The organism is Paenibacillus sp. FSL H7-0703 (genome assembly GCF_038003485.1).
GTDB classification, from domain to species: Bacteria; Bacillota; Bacilli; order Paenibacillales; family Paenibacillaceae; genus Paenibacillus; species Paenibacillus polymyxa_B.
Genome location: NZ_JBBOPF010000001.1, coordinates 684,408 through 705,048, shown reverse-complemented (window position 1 = coordinate 705,048; position 20,641 = coordinate 684,408). Strand labels below are relative to the sequence as shown.

Below are 20,641 nucleotides of genomic sequence, written 5' to 3'. Positions count from 1 at the left end.
TGGACAGTATGTTCATATAGCCAACGCAACTTTAGTGATACTATTTACTTAATTTCAACGATACCTTACCCACCAGCCATAGCACAATAGGAAACACGATACCGAAAATCATGGCGTAAAAAGGCCATACTGAAAAAAACTTGATTAAAAATTGCATATTTGGCCAAATAGAATGAACCATTGCCAATGCGATTAGGATCAGAGGAACTAAGAGAGAGTTAGCGCTTCGAAGACGAAAAGCATCTGCAAGCCCTTGCGCTGAAACATATAAAAGCAGTGCGAGTCTGAAAAAAATGGTGACAAACCAAAACACTGCAACGAAAATTTCAAACCGTTGAAGAAACTCTCCGTTACTGATTGTTCGGTTAATAAAAAAAGTAGGAAATGTCAAATTAGATACAACACCTTCACTCATCACGGCGATTATTTGTAAAACCATGAAAAAATACATGCCGCCGCTAATCAAAGCACAAGTTATCACTGTCTTTCTCCACTTTTTTGGATCGGGGATGTACTGTGCAAAAAAAAGATACAGAATTGCCTCAAGGTAGGGAAAGGCAAACAAATTGAACGATGCGAGAACGATAGGGTTCAAACCATACTCAAAAATAGGGAGCACATTATTTATGGTGGTATCAGAAAGAAGGGTAAACCTGACCAACAGATACAGAACCAGAAGGAAAAAAAATAGAATTTCCGCACAACGGCCAATTACAGCAGGGCCTGATCGAACGGCAAAATAAATGACTATAAGCATGATGAAATATATCGCGTCGGAGGGAGTTTCCGGCATAATAGCTATCGTGATAAAGTCGCCCAGATTTCGAAGTGTCATAATGAACACAAGAAAGGGAAAGAAAAAAATGAAAACGATGCTGATCGTCCCGCCCAAGGGACCGAAGAGGCAACGGAGATGCTCTACGAAAGATTTCCCCTGCATTTGCCTAGCGATGGAGGCATATAAAGGTATCAATAACAGATGGAAACCTAAGGAGACTGGGATGGAGAGCCAGGCATCTTGTTTAGCGACAGCGGTAATTACCGCTGGGAGCACCAGATATGCGCTTCCTATTTGATACAATGCAAACCACAAAATAGCTTGTCGAACTGTCAAATTGGAATTCATTCCAATGCCCCCTTAAGATAACATTTCTGTAAGTAACCTACTTATCGGTTGAAATAGGATTTGAACACCCGTCAGTGGAGTCGGCAGTTTAATGTTGGCGATCCGTAGGATAATCAATATAACGCCTATAATCAACAATATCGAACTGAATACAATTTCACGCAAATATTGTTTCTCCTTAAATTTTTTAAACTCATACAACGATGTTAAAATGGAAGTTACGAGAATCACATAAAGCATTGCACTCACTCCTGATTGTGTATTCCCATATCGATTGGACTGGTAATGTCTCCGAACCGGACTAAACGATAATTGAGCTGAATATCCACTTTAAGCGTTTGAAATTTTTGTGGCCAATCCTCTTTCCATTTATGCCATTCACGTGGGTACTTGCGGTGAAAAGCTTCTCCAAACCCGAATATATCGGAACCGATTTGTTGTGCGTACGAAATGCCTTCCTTCAAAGACTGTTCCAGATGCTCTTTAGCTGATTCTTGAAGATCTCTAAATGTCTCTTCATTCTTAAGGTTGGCATTGCACGAGACCGTTCCGATATTGGATTCTGTATCCACAATAAGAGAAATGTGCGGCTCATGGTCTATTATTTCTGGACGCATCTTTACTTTGGAACGGATTACTTCAACAACAAATTTTCCTTTGGAATTCGGACAATCGATGGAAGCTACGGTGCTGGAAACACGGTTGGATATATAGGTAAAGGCTTTACTTTGTGAATCATCCATCCAATCGATAAGTCGGTCGCCCTTGAAAACACCAATTCCAGTGAAATAATATTTAACATGTTGGGGCGACTTTGTCACATTATCAATAGTTAGACCTTTTTCTAGGTTTGTCAGTCGAATACCGGTAAGAACCGGTTCAATGCCATCATCTGTAAATTTTTGTAAAATATCTTTCACATTGACCGCGGAAGTTGGAGCCCATGCTTTTTCAGAAAGCCTTAATGCCTTATACATATCCATTGCAGGCAAGACCTCGGTTGGAGCTACAAAAGTAACGGCCTCCTTTGCCGAGTTTCCTCTGACAACGGCCAAATAGAAATCAGGCCGAACTTCATGATCACGGAACAGAAAGTCCAGCGGCTCCTTGATTCCTTTTTTTGCCGTTTTTTCATCAAAAATGACAAACTTTAAGTGAGACATATACATTTTTCGGGACGATTCCGTTGTTAATTTTCGAATAGCTTCAAATATGGTATCGGCGCGTTTGGAAAAAACGATCGTTGGCGTCCGTTCCATGGGGGAATTATGAGACATTTTCGATGGGTCAACCACTTGTAAACTGACTTCATATTGGTCATCAACTGCATCAATGCCCAGAGCCATCACGACGGAAATTGCGCTCAATTCCTTACTGTTCCAGCAACCCGTAAGAAACACCATTAGCCAGATGCACATAAACAGTAATAAAATGGTGGATCGATACGAGTTCATGATAGTCTACTCCTTTAGTTTTTGCGATGTTTTTTTTTAGTTCTATATGGAAAACGCAATATGGCGTCCCTCTGCTCCGACGATTTGTAATTGGCAAAGGGGCTCAAATATGGTACACCGAACGAATGAAGCCCATTCAGATGCACAAAGAGCATGAGGATACCAACGGTCAATCCGTACACACCAAACATAGCGGCTATGCCTATGAAAGCGAAACGTAATATCCGGATTGGAATAGCAAAGGTGTACGAGGGAATGACAAAGCTCGAAATGGCAGTTATTGCAACAACAATGACCATAACAGCCGAAACGATGTTTGCTTCTACAGCTGCCTGGCCGATCACTATTGACCCAACAATTGAAACGGCTTGACCGACCGTCCGTGGCATACGAAGACCTGCCTCCCTCAGAATTTCAAAAACCACTTCCATGATCATTGCCTCAATAAATGCTGGAAACGGTACTCCTTCACGTTGCGCGGATAAGCTTAATAACAAAACTGTTGGAATCATATCCTGATGGAATGTCGTTAATGCGACATAAATGGCCGGAGCCAACATACAGATTGCTAGACAGATGTACCTTAATATTCGAATGATACTGCTGTAAATAAAGGATTGATAATAATCTTCTGCGGATTGAAGGAAATCTGCAAACACCGCAGGTGCAAGGATGGCGAAGGGAGATCCATCCACAAATATCGCAATTTTCCCCTCCATAATTCCTGCTGCAATAGAGTCAGGCCGATCAGAATTATAAAAGAGCGGAAATATCGTGAGTTGCTTATCTTCATGGAGACATTCTTCCAAATATTCGCTTTCAAGTACACCTTCTACATGCATGTTCTTTAACTTGGATATCATGTCCTGCACCTTTTTTGGGTCAGCGACCCCATGTAAATACATGACAGATACATCGGTCTTGGTTTTTTCGCCAACTTTTACCGTAGTTAGACGTACTCTTGTATCCTTCACCCTTCGACGAACCATAGTCGTATTCGTACGTAAAGTTTCTGTAAACGCTTCTTGCGGACCTCTGACCACAGGCTGTGTCTTCGAGTCCGTAATGCTGCGTTCTTCCCATCCAGGCAAAGAAATGACCAATCCTTCATCCATATCGTCCAGAAGTAGGAGAAGACCACCTGAGAGGATCTGTTCCAAAGCATCTTCAAAGTTTTGAGTAAAGCTTGCTTCCCCAATGTCCAAAATTGCGTTTTTCAATAACGGTAAAGTGATCTCATCAGAGGAAACACGATCATGCAACGGACGGATCACATTGTCCTGTACCTTTTGCATGTCAGTCATTCCGTCCAAATAAAAAAGTGCGGCGTGTTTATGGCCAACTGTGATTTCACGAACAATAAAATCCGAACTGTTTCCCATGAAGTCACAAATGAGATCGATATTCCGGCATAATTGTCTTGAAAATTTGGTATGTAACTTCATTTTCACCCTCCTCAGATACGTAGTATTAACAATAATCCGTAATAATACCACAATAATCCATAATTGAGTTTGTGTCAGTAAGGTCAATGACATCTTAAAGGTGGAGGATTCGGGTTAAGTAATTTTTGAAGACAGCTGCGGACAACAAGAAACTCTTGGATAAGGGAAATTTTGATATAGCAAACAGCGTGAAAGAAACCAATTGTGTGCTTAAAACATCCGTTTGACTACGGAAAACACTAAAATCCATAGCTGGGCCTAGTCAGGACTAGCAGAAGGGTGACTACGAAGGGTACAATACCTATATCATTGAGGGGAGGAATTCTACATGAACGAACAACTCATAAAAAGCGATGGAATAGTAATTTGTACTGACAGTTTCGGAAAACAAGTTAACCCGGCAATATTACTGATTATGGGGGCTCAATCCTCACTGGTCTGGTGGGAGGAAGAATTCTGCCAGCGTTTAGCAGAGACAGGTCGCTTTGTCGTTCGCTATGATAACCGAGATGTTGGACGTTCTACAACCTATGAACCTGGGCAACCGGACTATACTTTCGAAGACATGGCAGATGATGCTATTCGAGTATTGGATGCGTATAAGATTGAGCAAGCGCATATTGTGGGCATGTCCATGGGCGGCATGCTGACTCAAATGATAGCTCTGCGACATCCAGGCAGAGTTCTAACCGTTACCCTCGTATCAACATCCAATTTTGCTCCCGATCTTCCACCGATGGAGGAAAAGGTTATGGACTATTTCTCGAATATGGGAGCAATAGATTGGACGAACGAACAATCGGTGGTCGATTTTGTGATAGGTAGATCAAGAATTCTAGTAGGTTCAAAACACGCTTTCGATGAGAAAAAAGTTTATAAATTAGCAAAAGAAGAATGGAAAAGAAGCAACAATATAGCCAGCATGAACAATCACGCAATGCTGTCAGGAGGAGAATCCTATCTGGCTAGGACAGAAGAAATAAACGTCCCTGCTCTGGTGATTCACGGTACTGAAGATCCGATTATCCCTTATGAACACGGAATAAATCTTGCTAACGAAATTCCAGGTGCAGTTTTACTGACATTGAAAGGTGCCGGGCATGAGCTTCACTTCGACGATTGGGATTTAATAATCGATTCTATCTCAAAACACACTTCGATACCCAATTAAGTCAATTGATGTGTAGGATAGTTGAATAAAACAGTGGCAGTCTAAGACTTTATTTTTCGCCCATGGCTGCCGCTGTTTCTATTACTTGGCTCAGTATAATGTAGTGTTGTGCTTAGGGAAATGGGCTATCTTGTAGCAAACATGACCTATCGCTTTTTTCTTCGCTTTTCCCCGTTCAACTAATGTTTTCCGTTAGGTAATTAGTAAAAGTACATAAGGGGTTATACAAAATAATGCTTGTTTTCATTAACCCATTGAGTAAATGTTCTGGCTGGCTTGCCTGTAACTTGTTCTTCTGTAATTTCAACAAGATCAATGTATTTATCTATAACTACAGAAATTTGTTTAACCATACTTCTTGTAGACAATGCTTCTGGTCCTGTGAGATGTGCTTTTATAGTTTCGGGAATATCAAGATCACCTAGAACTACTTGTGCTCCTTTAGGCAAGTTGCTTTCCTTCCTTGACAATGCCTTTACTTCTATAGAAGAAGAAACGAATTACCCAAGCAGCAACTGAGATCGTTACAACTGATATTATTATTGAGGAAAAAAAGGAGGAGTTTTTGGTAGTAACAGAGGCTGATCCTTACACAAATGATAAAAGCATTTACGATTCTATGATAAAACACGAAAAGTACTTGAACATTTATAGTATTGATGCTTCCCATACAGTAGGCTGGATGAGAGATACTAAAAGAGTCTTAACAAATGAAACATTCAATTATGATTATCTTTTTACTAGAGTTAGTAAAAAATCAAATTATTCAAATTTCAATCGAGAAAAAGGAACATATTTAATCGCGTACCATACAGAGGGATACTCAAGCGTATGTGACACTTATGATCGAATAATAAATTATGCTAAAGATAAGAGCATAGAATTACAGGGATTTTTTTATGAGGATGTTTTGTTAGATGATCTTTCAGTTAGAGGTTATGAAGAGTATTTAATTAAGATCCCTGTTCAAATTTTAACCATCCATGCATCCCAATAAAACATTTTCCTCGCTGTAGTGAATGCCTAATGTCTGTTGAGCCGTACTTACTACTATTAATTGGGGTGATCTACAGATCGCAAGAGATAATGAATGCAAACATTCAAAAAATACAGGTTGAAAATAGTACCATATCGAACTATAATATTAGTACGATATGGTACTTTTTTTGAGAAAATGGAGGTGCACATGGGAATTATAAAAGGAAGATCTGTTTTTTTATCAGCATCCATAGATGCATTGCTGGCTAGAATAGTTTCAAGAAAACACAGGGAATCTGAGGTTGATACTTTAACAGCAACTCAAGCAAGGATTTTGTTTTATCTTTGGACGAAAGACGAAATACCTATACATGAAATCTCAAGGGTTACCAATCTTCAAAAGTCAACTTTAACGAGTATATTAGCTAAGTTGGAAAAAGCAGGACATATCAGTTTTATGCCTTGCCAAACAGACAAACGGAAAACAATAGTTAAAGTAGTGAACAGAAATGAAAAATTAGTGGAATTGAACAAAAAGATTATTGATGAAGTCGGAGAGATTTTTTACAAGGGATTTAGCGAGGAAGAAATAGCATTGTATCAAAGTTTCTTAATAAGAACTTTAGATAACCTGATAGAATGCGAGAATGAAAAAAAGTGAGGAGAGAGAGTATGAATAAAAAACTAAGAATGGTATCCTTCGTACTTTTAGCAACATTGGCTTTTGCCACACAAAAGGAAAGTTTCGTAGCTGCTGAAAGTCCTCCTACAGATGTGATTAGTATGGCTCCTACCTATAAAGATGTGGTGTATGCAACCGTAACTAATGACGATGGAAAGAAAAAAGAGTTAAAAATGAACATCTTTAAGCCGGAGGGTGTAACCGAAGCAACTCCTGTCTTGGTATATATTCATGGTGGAGGATGGGCTATAGGGGACTATCAGGGCGATGATGCGCCTAAAGATGCAAAGAAGGAAACAGCCGCGCTACCAAATCGACCAGCACAAATGACAGGTAGAGCTACAGATCAAGTGGCTACAGATTCAGCATATCAAGTTTTCAAAAAAGTATTAGAAGATAAAATTGCTTTCGTTTCCATAGATTATCGGCTAAGTGGCGAAGCTATTTTTCCGGCTCCCATTTATGATGTTAAGGGCAGTATCAGATATCTCCGTGCACATGCCAAGGAATACGGTATTGATCCAGAAAAAATTGCAGTAGCAGGAAATTCTGCAGGTGGACATCTGGCTACCGAACTCGCTGTTACTAGTGATATAAAAGAGCTTGAAGGTGATGTTGGGGGCAATCTTGAGTATTCAAGCAAAGTAATGGCTGCAGTTGATTTTTACGGTCCAACAGATATGTTTACCATGGGCCCTGAGATGGACCCAACCCTGCAATCTCCTGAGGAGGCAGCCGAAACACATGACTCTCCACGGGCAGCTGAAGCCAAACTTCTTGGATTTGATAAAGAAGGACAAGGTGTGGTAGTCCTGAGAGATATTCGGGATAAAAAACAAACCAATTCTCCTTATTGGGAAAAAGTAAAGTTGGCAGAATTGGCAAGTCCTATAAATTATGTATCTTCAGATGATCCACCCATGTTTATTGCACATGGAGGAAGTGACAGTTTAGTATCTATTCAACAAAGTTTGAGACTTAGAGATACTCTTAACCATGCAGGAGTAGAAAATATTTTTATGTCTAACTCTAAAGCTCCCCACGGTGGCCAGGGTGAAGATGTCAATAATGCAGCTATAACCTGGGTAACAAAAAAATTGCTTAATAAGTGAGAAATTTTAAATATTTATGTTATTTTATTAAAAAAAGGGATCTCTATTTATGGAGGTTCCTTATTCTTTAAAGCCTACTTTAGATGAATTAGATTGGCTCTTTTAACCGTTTCATTGCAGATTAAGTCGTTAGGCTATGAGTTAGATTAATTAATGTACTACCCATTGGATATCAAGATGAAATGTTTCTTGAACGGAAGATGCCGATCGAACAATAGGATCAGACAATTTTGTAGCGGAAAATGCTCATATGTGAGATGGCTTGATGATTTTAGGAACTCTATCCTAAGGGGTAGGGCTTCTTTTGGTTTGTTCTATTTAATAAATAGTCTGTGCTTGTTTGGTGGAAATTTGCCAATAGTCCTTCAATTATTCCTAGTGAAATATTCGCTAAAATTCAATATTGATATTTCCAATAGGATATTCTTATTTTTGGGGAACAAAACGCATCTACGGATCCGAAATTTACGCAAAGTCTGTATCAAGAAGGAGAAGATGAAATGAGTATCTTGGAGGATTTATATTACGGCAAATGGAGTGAACGAATCAAACCGAAGAACCCTGAATTTGAACTAACCCATCAGAAAATATCCGCTTCTATGGAAACTCTAAAAGCAAGATTGCCAGAACAAGATTATAAGTTAATTGAAGAACTATCTGATTTAAATGATGTCCTAATTTCTATATTATCTGCCTCGGATTATATTTCTGGGTACAAAACGGGAGTTTTGATGATGTTAGAAATATTTGATGGGAAAAATTATCGAAACTAAGGTATACCTTTGTAAAGTAAAGGGAAAGAAAACTTATACAGAATAGAGTTAAAAGGCAAGGGCCGGACGCTATAGCGTACCGGCTTATTTAATATGAGATGGCTGTTAATCTTATGATCATATAACTGAAATAAGATATATTTTCACGATTATTCAGAAGAAGATGAGGCATTAAAAAGGTACTTATTTATAATGAAGGGGGAGCTGAATTTAATAAATATAAGTCAGAGGTCATAGGGATTAAGTCTTCTAATTCATATAACAATTAGTAATAAAGATGGTTTTCCATAAATTTGAATAATGTTATTATGTCTTAATGAACTCAACCGAGGTAAATTATGACAACAATTAAAGTGACACCTGAACAACTTATAACTGTCTCTAAGAAATTTGAGCTTGCGCAGCAAACGGCGATGCAAATGAATAGTCAGTTATCGCAGCAAATTTCGTTTATGGAACGATTTTGGGAGGGGATAACAAAGGAGCAATTCTATTATAGATTCCAAACATCTCAGAAGAATATGGCTGACTTTGTTACACTAACAGATTCGATTGCTAGAGAACTACGGCAGCATGCAAATAAGTTTAGATTAGCAGATATGATGGAGGATGGGAATCTAGACCCAGGTTGCTTGCCACCTCCACCGAATACTTGCGCAGTTCCTGTTGCAGATACACGAAATGCGCTTCAGAAATCGGCGGATAGCTTAACGGAGCTTGGGCAGGATTTTGTAGCAGCTAATTCAGAACGATATGAGAAAAAATTTGATTCAGTCTGGAGCTTCCTAGATTATATGTCGTACGGCATTCCGAAGGGAATGTATCAAGGGTACATGGAACGGGCAGCTAAACAAAACGATTCGTGGAATGACATGCTCAATTTCGGTACATTTGGAGTATCGGGCATGATTCAGGGAGCATTTAATCCCACAAATGCATGGTCAAAAGAACATATGGCAAATTTGATTGGTACAGCTGGTTTGATGATAGGTTCTACGACAACCAAAGCGCTGATTAAGCCCAAAAATATTTTGGAAGGGTCTGTAAAGTTTGAATCGACTCAGAGTAAAGCCAATATTTTAAAAGAAAGCGAACAGCGCTCTTCTAATATAAAATCAGACGATTTTAATTATGCTGAAACTGGTGCTCGTAATATTTCTCCAGAGCAATTTTTTAGAGAAGAAGCTATTGCAGAAGAGTTGTATGAAAAATTTAGGAATTTAGGAAATCAAGACGTGGAAGCCATTTCTAAAAATACTGGTTTTTCAGAAAATAGAATTCAAAGAATCAAAGACCATGTTTTTAACGATACCCACATTAAAGATCATGGAATCGGGAGATTTGACCCAGACTTTGAGTTATCACAAGCGTGGGAGAGATTAATGGATGGGAAGTACGTGGATTCTGATGTACAATTACTACATCATGAGCTTTTTGAATCGAGATTTGAAGGCATATTCCATACGAATTACAGAACAGCACATGATAAAACTATAGAATCTGGAAGACCATGGAATTGGGAAAAGATTTATGAGGAGTGAGAATAATGGCCGTATATATAATCATGTTAAAAGATTACGAAGATGAGGAAAGAGTTGTATATAGTTATGGACCGAGTGAAGATGTAATGGGGAAAATAGAATATGACAAAAAAAATGAGGTTATAAATCAAATTTCACCGATAGTTTCAGAGAATTATGCTGACGAATTTTTCTTTAAGAGAGCGGGACGAAGGTTGGCAAGGATGATTATTAAGGAGAATGGAAACTTCGTAGAAAAAACTACTATTGAATCGTAAGTGAAATATATAAACTATTTACAAGAATCGTAGAAACAAATGGCGATGCCATTTTAGTTTCTTAAAGTAGCTCTCACATTAGGAGTTACTTTTTTTATTACAATAGGTGCAGTACGAGGCTTGGGAAATACGTGTAGACAGAAGGCTTTCTTTATAGATGAGAAAGTTTGCTAGTGAAATCGAAGATATTGTAAATAAATTCTATTTAATGTAATTACATCCAATTCAGATTATGTTAACAATCAATAATATTAAGGGGAGTACGTAAAGGTGATTTTGAGAATGGAAGCATTTATTTTACTTTATAAAGAACAGTATGATGAGACTGTGGTTGTGTATAGATAAGGTCCAAAAAAGAATTCATGAGAGAAAATCCAATTGAATAAAGATGTTAGTTTAACTTTTGAGTCAAAAGATGAAGGTACAATTATAGTAGGAACAAACAAAGGATTAGATCATTTAACCTACCCAGAAATAAAAAAAATGATAGGTAATAAAATTCTTATTAAATATACAAATCAAAATGAAATGGTATTAAGCGTTAGCTCTGTTCAAATTTCAACTTCAATGGCTGAAAAGAAGAATATTGGAATATGCATTGGTAAGTTAGTATCTCCTGATCTTGTTCAACTGGGGGCAAGTATTTACAGTTTGGAACATTAATTAATATCTGTTTTAAGGAGGAATAAAATGAATATAGTAAAAAAATTGAAGAAGGAAAATGTTCAATAGATGAGTTAGAAAATTTGCTAGAAGAAAAGAACCCCATAGTTTTATATCATGCAATGACACATATCGGAAAAGAAGGCATTCGTACAGAGGAAATATTTAAAAAATTAAATGGATTATCTTTAAAAAGGGAACATCAAGATAAGATGATAGGTCATTATAAAGTAGGAGACTTAGCAATAGCTACTATGATAAAACTTGGAGAAAAAGAAGATGAGATAACTGGGTTTAAGCTATTAGATGAATTTGAAAAAAAGATGGTTTTCCGTTTATTTGAAGAAATCGAATGGTAATGCCTCCTGTTCGTTTGAATGAATGCACTTAATTCAAAACTTATTTCACCTCGAACCATGAGGAGAAATAAGTTTTTTTCATATCTAATGGAGGTGAACCAAATGAATAGAATACTTATTCAAGCTGTAGAGCGTTTGTATTCAATTCATTTTGAAAGTTTAGTCAAGTCCAAAATTCGCCGAAAACGTCGCTCTAGAAGAAACTACTTAGCTGCTGAGTGTGTAGAGTAAAAGCCTAACCAAAAATGGGTAACGGATATTACGCAATATTAAGTGGGCGAACGCTGGTGGTATCTTTCTGCGATAAGGACTTGCCAAAGCTTTTGCAAGGCAAAAGATGTGACCGGGCTGATCGTTCATAACGACTAGGGATTCCAGATACAAAATAACAATTGTTTATTTAATGTATTAAATTTCCAAATTATCATTGTCACCATGTTGACGATAATACAAAATGCTGTTATTGTAATTATAGTCAGTATACTGACAATAAAAAGAAAAGGATATATTTATGGAATATTCTAAAGCGCTTAGAGAGTTATATATAATGCAACAAACTTACGCTACTTTTTTTTCCGTCACTAATAAGTTGCAAATACAAGGCGACAACTATTTTGAGAAATTAACATCACGACAGTACATGATCATGCTGGCAATAGCTCATTTGCCAGAGGATGAAACGACACTTGTTAATATTGCAAGAAAGTTAGAAACAAGCAAACAAAGTGCACAAAAGCTTGTAGTCAATTTAGAGAATAAAGGATACTTGATTACGACACCAAGCAAACGGGACAAACGTGCCATTAACGTGGAAATCACGGAATTAGGGAAAAGAGTCATGCTGGAATGTGGTGAGAAAGCAATATGCCTAATGGCAGATATTTTTAATGAATTCACAACTGAAGAATTAGAAGTGTTATGGAGTTTATTGAAAAGAATATATGGTACTCACAACGAAGAGTACGTTGGTTTTGAGGAAGACGTAAATTATAAATTTGAAGACCTGGAAGGGTTTCAAGGAGCACAAATTCGAGCTTTAGATAGTTTTATTTTGCGGAGAAAACATTTTAAATGATGGAATTGAAAATAGGCAATATTTCCATTCAAGTTCTATATTTTCTTTGGAGGCTACGAGATGAAATTACAAGTACAACCAAGAGTTGCACTTATTGATGAAAAAATCGATTTTTGTGTCACAGGGTTACGACCAGAGGGCAAAATGAAAATAACTGCATCCATGCATTTTCCATGGGCAGTAAGTGAAAAGTATCAATCATTTGCTTGGTTTACTGCCGATTCAAATGGCAGTGTTGATTTATCAAAACACAAACCTGATTCTGGAACTTATGATTATATAGATAGTATGGGGCTTATTACTTCTTTACAAAAGATTAATAGTGAGGGAGGGAATATCGCTCTTAATATTTCAATAGATGATAGTGTATTTATTGATATAGTATGTGAAAATGGACAAGATCGAGAATGTATAAGACTAGAGCGTATGTTCAAGTTACCGGAAGTGAAAAGACAACAGATCACTGATGAATTTATGGGAGAGTTATTTTATTCTGAAAACTCAAATAATAAAACGATTGTAGTATTGGGTGGATCTGATGGTGAACGGAGTGGTCTTTCGCTTTTGTCGGGACCATTGGCATCTAGAGGTTTTAATGTTTTAACCGTTGGATATTTCAATGAAAAGGGATTGCCTAAAAAACTAGAGAAAATTCCCCTTGAATATTTTGAAAAAGTGTTCTCTTGGCTTAAAAAAAATCCATTAACACGTGCTAATGAAATATATGTACACGGTACATCTAAAGGCGGAGAATTGGCGTTACTTTTGGCATCGCGATATAATTTCATTTCTAAAGTTGTGGCTTCTGCACCCCATGCATATTGTTTTCAAGCGTTGGATGGTTTGATGAGTGGTAAAAATGTTTCATCATGGTCATATGAAGGGAGATCATTACCATTTATACCCGTTGATAATGATATTTTTTACGACCATCAGCGTCATTGCTTAGAAAAGAATATACCTTTTGGTTTTACTACTACATATAAAAAAAGTGTGGAAAGGGCAAGAAATAAAGAGGAGGCTCGAATAAAAATAGAGAATGCAAATGCAAATTTATTGCTAATTTCAGGTCATAAAGATAATATTTGGAATACTCACGAGGCATGTGTAGAAATAATGAGTATTTTGAAAAAAAACAATTATAAATACAAATACAATCTTTTAGACTATAAGGATTTAGGTCACTCATTACCATTACCGTTTATTATACCTTTAAGCGAAACATTGAACTTAAAAATGGGTGGAGGCGTTTTTACTTGTGGTGGTACTTTAAAAGGAAATTCTTTTGGTCAATCAGATTCTTGGCAGAAAACAATAGAATTTTTTATGAATTAGGGCGTGTCTTCAAACTCAGGTAAGCCAAACCATAATAGTTGCCAAGGCAAAAAAAGACTTGAATGTACACGCTAATTTATCGTAGTGAGTCGCCAGACGACGATAAATTCTTTACTTTATTAAAGAAGCATTCCACCAAATAACGTTTTTTTGTAAACGTCCTGATCATATTTTAGGGTGACTCGGCGATTTTTCTTTCCGGGAATCACTGAATAGCCTGTTGTTCCTTCAAAAACATGCGAATGACATGGATATCTTACGCGCGGTCGTCAAAAACTTGGGATGAACATTCCGGGATTATTGGTTTTAGGTTCCATGTTTTTTTCGACAAACAGTAATGATGGAAGGAGATAAAGGAGTGAACGGTGTTTTATCCCAGTCCGAATATTGATTTTCAATACAAAAGCCGCGGCTCGTTAATAAACGCTGAAGCGTGTCATTATCAGTAAAGCGACATGCAATTCGAGAAATTGTTTTCTCCGATCCCCAATCACGGAACGTGACCCAGTGCATGATCTGGTTACTTGAATCATACGACTGTGTCCCAGATATCTTGACTTTAATCCCATCTTTATCGATAAAATTTCCCCAGATGCTTTCCTCTTGGTTGGATAAATCGGTTCCCAAGGGGTTTCGTGTTTCAAAAACAAATATCCCATTTGATTCTAGGTGCTTGTAGACGGTTTCGAGTAAGGCTCGTTGATCCTCATCGCTCAAAAATGCCTGGAATGCATTTCCTGTCAAATAAATCATGGAAAAACGCTTTTCGGAATCGAATGTACGAGCATCAGCTTCAATAAAATCCACAGGCAAACCTTGAGCTTTAACCCGCGCATATTCAAGCATCGATGAAGAAATATCAACACCTGTTATATGTATCCCCGATTTTGATAAATGAATGGTTGTCAATCCTGTACCACATGCAAGTTCCAGAACCTCGCCTGGGTTCAATCTAGCCATATCAAGATAGAAATTGTATTTATTAGTCTCGCCGCCAAATTCAAGATCATAATTAATCGGGTCTCGATACTCTTCAAGATTATCGTGATTTATCAATATGAATCATCCCTCCACTACACTACAGATTTCTTTAAATCATCCTTCATTATACCATCCATTCTCGGTTTTGCGATATATGGAAACCATGTTGATGTTTTATAAAAAAAGGACTGACGTGCCAGCACTTTTAAAACAAAAAAGCCGCTAATTTAGCGGATCTGATGAGGCAATATCTTTTTACTGGACGAGAGCGTGTCTTTAAACCTAATTTAACATCTTGAAAATTACACTACTAAGGGATGCCATAACCCGTTTAAAAAATGCTGATTTACGTATACGTGATGTTTAGGGAGAACTTTATATTGAAGAATGATAAAGGGGGCAACGTTTAAAATGGGAAAAAATAATGGATGTTAGTTTAACTTTTGAGTCAAAAGATGAAGGTACAATTATAGTAGGGACAAACAAAGGATTAGATCATTTAACCTACCCAGAAATAAAAAAATTATAGGTGATAAAATTCTTATTAAAAATGCAGATCAAGATGAGACAGTATTAAGCGTTAGCTCTGTTCAAATTTCAACTTCAATGGCTGAAAGGAAAAATATTGGAATATGCGTTGGTAAGTTAGCATCTCCTGATCTAGTTCAAGTGGGGGCAAGTATTTAAAGTTTGGAACATTAATTAATATCTGTTTAAAGGAGGAATAAAATGAATATAGTAAAAAAAAATTGAAGATGGAAAATGTTCAATAGATGAGTTAGAAAATTTGCTAGAAGAAAAGAACCCTATAGTTTTATATCATGCAACTAGTCGCATAAAATGAAATGAATATAAGCTTCGCAACAGCCTGGAATTATTAGCATACTCCACAAGTTGCAAAGCTGTCGCACTTGTTCCAAAGTGGCGTTTATGGTATTATATTCCTGGATATCATTTCCCCGACTGCGTAGCCTAAAACTCGCTTCCACGCTTACTAACGACATAATATTCCTTTGTAATTATGTAAAAGCTTTCAAGTTCAACTCTAAAGTTAAAGTTTTCAATCGGTACGTGAAATGATAAAGAAGGGAGGGGAATTTGGGGATTGACATTTGAGCACAAACAGCTCGAATGCACCATCTTGCATGAAGACGACTGTTATGGCTTGCCATCGGTGAATTAAGGCGCTGATATCCAAAAGAATGCCTGGAACCCGTGCAACGCAGTTTGCTGTATGTACCGTAACCAAGGTAATTATAAAAAGCCATTAACTGAAATTTATTGGGCGAAAATAAAATGATGAACTAATTCGGTTTGATTCGAATTCCCACCCAAAAATGAAAGCGGTTACAAATTTAGGAGGGAGGCTATAACATCTGCTGAAAATGTTACAAGTCCGAGTTTCGGAGCACTAACCTTCAAATAGGATACAAAATTACTAATTAAATCTATGCATAGGCAATTTGTAAACTTTTAATAGACATGATATATAGAAATGGAGGTAATATGTTTATGATTAAAAAATTTTCGGTGTTTTTATTAGCTTTTACATTATTGCTGAGTTGTTTACCAATGGTACCTGTACATGCTGCTAACAATGCAATTGCAAAGCTTCCAGGGAATTCAAATCCTCTTATGGACCATAAATTGGGGGCGGATCCCTATGCGTTGGTCTATGATGGAAGGGTTTATATCTATATGTCGAGTGATGCATATGTATATAACAGTAATGGAACGGTGAAAGAGAATGATTTTAGTGAACTAAATAAAATATTCGTCATATCTTCTGCTGACATGGTGAACTGGACAGACCACGGTGCAATTCCGGTCGCAGGATACAATAACAAAAATAATGGAAAAGGTATTGCAAAATGGGCATCACTCTCATGGGCACCGGCCGTTGCACATAAAAAAATAAATGGTAAGGATAAATTCTTCCTTTATTTTGCAAATGGTGCCTCAGGTATTGGTGTACTAACTGCAGACACTCCGATAGGACCATGGACAGACCCACTCGGAAAGGCTCTTGTTACACACGGTACAACTGGAATGTCTGGAGTTACATGGCTTTTTGACCCGGCAGTATTGGTAGATGATGATGGTACAGGATATCTGTATGTTGGTGGAGGTATACCCAATACTTCGGACCCAGCTTCAATTGCAAATCCTAAAACAGCCAGAGTTTTAAAACTGGGCGCTGATATGACCAGTATTATTGGAAGTGCAGTAACCATTGATGCTCCTTACATGTTTGAAGACTCAGGAATTCATAAGTATAACGGCAAATATTATTACTCTTATTGTATCAATTTCTCCGGTACACACCCGTCAAATTACCCAGCAGGTGAAATAGGCTACATGGTGAGCAGCAGTCCTATGGGACCCTTTACTTATACTGGACATTTCCTGAAAAATCCACAAGCATTTTTCGGAGTTGGTGGAAATAACCATCATTCGGTGTTTAACTTTAATAACCAATGGTATGTAGTGTACCATTCCCAAACTGTCAGCAAGGCTCTGTTGGGAGAAGGGAAAGGATATCGTTCTCCTAATATTAACAAGCTTATCCATAATACAAATGTAACGATACAAGAGGTTCAGGGAAATATGGCAGGCGTGCCTCAGATAGCCAATCTTAATCCATACAATAGGATTGAGGCTGAAACAATCGGGTGGAATGCAGGGGTTACAACCGAGGCGAGTCAAGCATCAGGCGGACCGACAAATAATCTTAATGTGACAAACGTACACAATGGAGATTGGATCGCTGTAGGAAATGCCGACTTTGGTAGCGGTGGAGCCAAGACGTTTAAAGCAAACATAGCATCCAATGCAGGCGGTAAAATAGAAATACGTCTGGACAGTGCAACGGGTCCTCTGGTTGGAACTCTTAATGTCAGTTCTACTGGAGGAACACAGACCTGGAAGGAAGTCGAAACCACTGTAAGCAATGCAACAGGAGTCCACAAGGTTTTCTTAGTGTTTACCGGAACAGGGACTGGTAACTTATTTAATATTGATTACTGGCAGTTTACACCCAATACTACTGGAACAAGGGTTGAAGCTGAGGATATGACTCTCGGTGGTACTTACGCTGGGAAGATCAGTTCTCCTTTCAATGGGGTGGCTTTATACGCCAATGATAATTATAGTGCATACACTCAGTATTTTGCCAACTCTACTCATAGTATTTCAGTCAGGGGTGCTTCGAATAACTCCAGTACCGCCAGAGTAGACTTACAAATAGGAGGAACCACAGTTGGTTCCTTTTATTTTACTGGAACTACGCCGACGGTCCAAACCTTGTCTAATATCACCCATGTAACCGGAAATCAAGAGGTCAGACTGATCGTAACCACCGATAACGGGACTTGGGATGCCTATGTGGATTATTTACAATTTAATTAACTAAAACTAAAAGCTTTTAAACCTATCAAAGATTAGGGGCGATTCTAATATGTATAGGAGGATAAGTGTGCTTTTATTAGTTTTACCATTATTCATGAGTATGATGTCCAATACTTCTGTATTTGCAGCTACTACTTTTACAAATCCGTTTATAAATGCTGATTCTCCAGACAACGATGTTATCAGGGTAGGTAATACTTTTTATATGACTAGCACGACCATGCACATGAATCATGGAGTTCCGATCATGAAATCTTATGATCTCGTCAATTGGGAAATCGTAAATTATGTTTATGATACGTATGCCAACAATGACGCACAAAATCTTAAAAACGGGCAGAACGAATATGGAAAAGGCTCGTGGGCAAGCAGCCTTAGATATTATAACGGCATCTACTATGTGTCCTTTGGCTCCAATTCTACCGGCAAAACATACATCTATCAAACCAGCAATATAGAAACTGGTCCATGGACATCATCAGTGCTTGGCAACTATTATCATGACGCATCGCTGCTGTTTGATAATGGACGTGTATTCTTGGTTTATGGCAGTGATAATATCAGCATTATTGAGCTTACTGCAGATGCAAAGGCTATCAAGCCAGGGGGACTTAATCAGGTGATTATTTCCGCTGCCAGTAATATTGCCGGTTCTAGCTTCATAGTCAAGGCTGAAGGCGCGCACATACAAAAGATCAAGGGAATGTACTATATATTTCTTATATGCTGGCCATCGGGAGGCAACCGCACACAATTAACCTATCGTGCAAGTAGCTTGACAGGACCCTATACAGGTCAGGTGTCATTGAATGATTCAGGTATTGCACAGGGGGGAATTGTTGATACTCCTTCTGGCTCCTGGTATGCTATGCTGTTTAAAGACAGCGGAGCAATTGGACGTATGCCGTATCTTGTTCCGGTTACATGGTCAAATAATTGGCCGGTATTCGGTGTTAACGGTAAGGTTCCTCTTACGATGGATGTTCCTGTTGAAGGTTATCCCGAAAAGAAGGTCTATGCGTCTGATGAGTTTTCATCTTCTCAAGCCTCCAGTCAGCTTATTGCAAACGGTGGATTTGAAAATGCCACCATAAGCCCGTGGACCAATAATAACACTGCAATTGTTGCAGCAACCACTACAGACTATTACATCGGCTCAAAAAGCTTGTTTGTCAGCGGTAGACAACAAACAGCTGCTGGTCCAAAACAAGTAATTACCGGAAAAGTAACAGCAGGCGGAATGTATAATTTTTCTGCAAAGGTTAAATACACTGAAGGTCGTGCCACTAAGCAATTTAATTTTGGTATTCAGAATGGTCCAAGTTACACAGGTATATCGATTCTTGGGTCCACCACGCTAACCAAGGGCCAATGGGGCACAATTCAAGGAACATATACACTTCCGGCAGGTGCCGACCTCTCACAAACGTTTATTTTCATTGAGACACCCTACAGTTCAACCCCAGACCCAACAAATGATTTGATGAATTTCTATGTGGACGATGTTTCGTTTACAGGAACCTCGTCTTCTGAAGCGACTCTTAAAAAGGAGTGGCAATGGAACCACAATCCTGACAATATTCATTGGTCCCTTACACAGCGTCCTGGATTTATGAGAATGACTACAGGGAAAGTGAGTAAAAGTATTCTGGATGCCAGAAATACGCTTACCCAAAGGACATTTGGACCGAAAAGTACAGGAATCATTGCAATGGAAACAAGCGGGATGAAGGACGGAGACTATTCCGGTCTTGCAGCTTTTCAGGCTAATTATGGATTTGTAGGCATAAAGATGATCGGGACCTCCAAATCCATTGTTATGGTGAATGCCAGCTCTGGAGCAATGACTGAAGTGGCCAGTGTCCCTTTCACCCAGAACAGAGTATATCTTAAGCTTATATGTGATTTTACAAATCAGATGGATAAAGCATATTTCTACTACAGTCTTGACGGCACAAATTGGACGGCTATAGGCAACACACTTCAGATGTCATATACAATCCCTCACTTTATGGGATACCGTTTTGCTTTGTTCAATTATGCTACTAAATCAACGGGTGGTTCTTGATTTTGATTATTTAAACTTGCAGTGACAAACAAGAGGGTTTGAAGCTGTGGATCTAAGTTCGTTTCTTGCGCTCCTTCAAGGTTCTTCGGTTCGAAAATCTAACCATGCTAGGCCGCATGAATTGAAAAGCTCAGAGGAAATTACGGACTTCTCCATTGAGATAATAGGGGAAAATGAATGGACTAAACCGACTCCATAATTGGAGTCGGTTTT

At 38.1% G+C, this 20,641-nt stretch carries 19 protein-coding genes; 13 read left to right on the top strand and 6 right to left on the bottom strand.

Features of this window, described 5'->3' with window-relative positions:
* Window positions 1–40: 40 nt before the first annotated feature.
* Genes MHB46_RS02740 through MHB46_RS02725 form a run of 4 tightly spaced genes read right to left on the bottom strand, consistent with a single transcriptional unit; the run spans window position 41 to window position 4,025 of the window.
* The gene (locus MHB46_RS02740) at window positions 41–1,126 is read right to left on the bottom strand and encodes a GerAB/ArcD/ProY family transporter (RefSeq protein WP_341161534.1); all 1,086 of its coding nucleotides are present in this window, start codon (window positions 1,124–1,126) and stop codon (window positions 41–43) included.
* Between the two features lie 12 nt (window positions 1,127–1,138).
* Window positions 1,139–1,366, bottom strand: a complete 228-nt coding sequence (locus MHB46_RS02735; RefSeq protein ID WP_165179693.1) for a hypothetical protein — start codon at window positions 1,364–1,366, stop codon at window positions 1,139–1,141.
* A gap of 5 nt (window positions 1,367–1,371) precedes the next feature.
* Window positions 1,372–2,580: a Ger(x)C family spore germination protein gene (locus tag MHB46_RS02730; RefSeq protein ID WP_341161533.1), complete on the bottom strand. Its 1,209-nt coding sequence runs from the start codon at window positions 2,578–2,580 to the stop codon at window positions 1,372–1,374.
* A gap of 14 nt (window positions 2,581–2,594) precedes the next feature.
* Entirely contained in the window at window positions 2,595–4,025 is a 1,431-nt protein-coding gene (locus tag MHB46_RS02725; RefSeq protein ID WP_341161532.1) for a spore germination protein, read from the bottom strand.
* Between the two features lie 328 nt (window positions 4,026–4,353).
* Here MHB46_RS02725 and MHB46_RS02720 point away from each other — a divergent pair, with 328 nt between their 5' ends.
* Window positions 4,354–5,196 (top strand): alpha/beta fold hydrolase, encoded by an 843-nt coding sequence (locus tag MHB46_RS02720; RefSeq protein WP_341161531.1) that lies wholly within the window; start codon window positions 4,354–4,356, stop codon window positions 5,194–5,196.
* Between the two features lie 221 nt (window positions 5,197–5,417).
* Here the strand turns inward: MHB46_RS02720 and MHB46_RS02715 are convergent, their stop codons facing one another.
* Complete coding sequence (locus tag MHB46_RS02715; protein WP_341161530.1) at window positions 5,418–5,645, bottom strand: hypothetical protein; 228 nt, start codon at window positions 5,643–5,645, stop codon at window positions 5,418–5,420.
* A 116-nt stretch (window positions 5,646–5,761) separates the two neighbouring features.
* Between MHB46_RS02715 and MHB46_RS02710 the strand changes: the two genes are divergently transcribed.
* The 10 genes from MHB46_RS02710 (at window position 5,762) to MHB46_RS02665 (ending at window position 13,971) form a co-directional block, all read left to right on the top strand.
* Entirely contained in the window at window positions 5,762–6,193 is a 432-nt protein-coding gene (locus MHB46_RS02710; RefSeq protein WP_341161529.1) for a MerR family transcriptional regulator, read from the top strand.
* Between the two features lie 189 nt (window positions 6,194–6,382).
* A complete protein-coding gene (locus MHB46_RS02705) occupies window positions 6,383–6,835 on the top strand; it encodes a MarR family winged helix-turn-helix transcriptional regulator (protein WP_028541357.1) in 453 nt (150 codons plus the stop codon).
* 11 nt (window positions 6,836–6,846) lie between these two features.
* The gene (locus tag MHB46_RS02700) at window positions 6,847–7,968 is read left to right on the top strand and encodes an alpha/beta hydrolase (protein ID WP_341161528.1); all 1,122 of its coding nucleotides are present in this window, start codon (window positions 6,847–6,849) and stop codon (window positions 7,966–7,968) included.
* A 500-nt stretch (window positions 7,969–8,468) separates the two neighbouring features.
* Window positions 8,469–8,741: a DUF6809 family protein gene (locus tag MHB46_RS02695; RefSeq protein WP_341161527.1), complete on the top strand. Its 273-nt coding sequence runs from the start codon at window positions 8,469–8,471 to the stop codon at window positions 8,739–8,741.
* Between the two features lie 338 nt (window positions 8,742–9,079).
* Window positions 9,080–10,282: a WXG100 family type VII secretion target gene (locus MHB46_RS02690; RefSeq protein ID WP_076160939.1), complete on the top strand. Its 1,203-nt coding sequence runs from the start codon at window positions 9,080–9,082 to the stop codon at window positions 10,280–10,282.
* A 5-nt stretch (window positions 10,283–10,287) separates the two neighbouring features.
* Window positions 10,288–10,539 (top strand): hypothetical protein, encoded by a 252-nt coding sequence (locus MHB46_RS02685; RefSeq protein ID WP_250261422.1) that lies wholly within the window; start codon window positions 10,288–10,290, stop codon window positions 10,537–10,539.
* 378 nt (window positions 10,540–10,917) lie between these two features.
* Window positions 10,918–11,202, top strand: coding sequence for a hypothetical protein (locus MHB46_RS02680; protein ID WP_341161526.1), 285 nt, complete (start codon window positions 10,918–10,920; stop codon window positions 11,200–11,202).
* A gap of 83 nt (window positions 11,203–11,285) precedes the next feature.
* Window positions 11,286–11,561 (top strand): hypothetical protein, encoded by a 276-nt coding sequence (locus MHB46_RS02675; protein ID WP_341161525.1) that lies wholly within the window; start codon window positions 11,286–11,288, stop codon window positions 11,559–11,561.
* Between the two features lie 511 nt (window positions 11,562–12,072).
* Window positions 12,073–12,636 carry a MarR family winged helix-turn-helix transcriptional regulator gene (locus tag MHB46_RS02670; RefSeq protein WP_061830185.1) on the top strand — a complete coding sequence of 188 codons (564 nt, stop codon included), beginning with the start codon at window positions 12,073–12,075 and terminating at the stop codon, window positions 12,634–12,636.
* Between the two features lie 60 nt (window positions 12,637–12,696).
* Window positions 12,697–13,971, top strand: coding sequence for an acyl-CoA thioesterase/bile acid-CoA:amino acid N-acyltransferase family protein (locus tag MHB46_RS02665; protein WP_341161524.1), 1,275 nt, complete (start codon window positions 12,697–12,699; stop codon window positions 13,969–13,971).
* Window positions 13,972–14,277: 306 nt separating this feature from the next.
* On the opposite strand, the gene MHB46_RS02660 is transcribed toward MHB46_RS02665, so the two are convergent.
* Window positions 14,278–15,027 (bottom strand): class I SAM-dependent DNA methyltransferase, encoded by a 750-nt coding sequence (locus tag MHB46_RS02660; RefSeq protein WP_254327434.1) that lies wholly within the window; start codon window positions 15,025–15,027, stop codon window positions 14,278–14,280.
* Window positions 15,028–16,464: 1,437 nt separating this feature from the next.
* On the opposite strand from MHB46_RS02660, the gene MHB46_RS02655 reads away from it, so the two are divergent.
* Window positions 16,465–18,360 (top strand): carbohydrate-binding protein, encoded by a 1,896-nt coding sequence (locus MHB46_RS02655; RefSeq protein ID WP_341161523.1) that lies wholly within the window; start codon window positions 16,465–16,467, stop codon window positions 18,358–18,360.
* 67 nt (window positions 18,361–18,427) lie between these two features.
* Window positions 18,428–20,428, top strand: coding sequence for a family 43 glycosylhydrolase (locus MHB46_RS02650; RefSeq protein ID WP_341161522.1), 2,001 nt, complete (start codon window positions 18,428–18,430; stop codon window positions 20,426–20,428).
* Window positions 20,429–20,641: the final 213 nt, after the last annotated feature.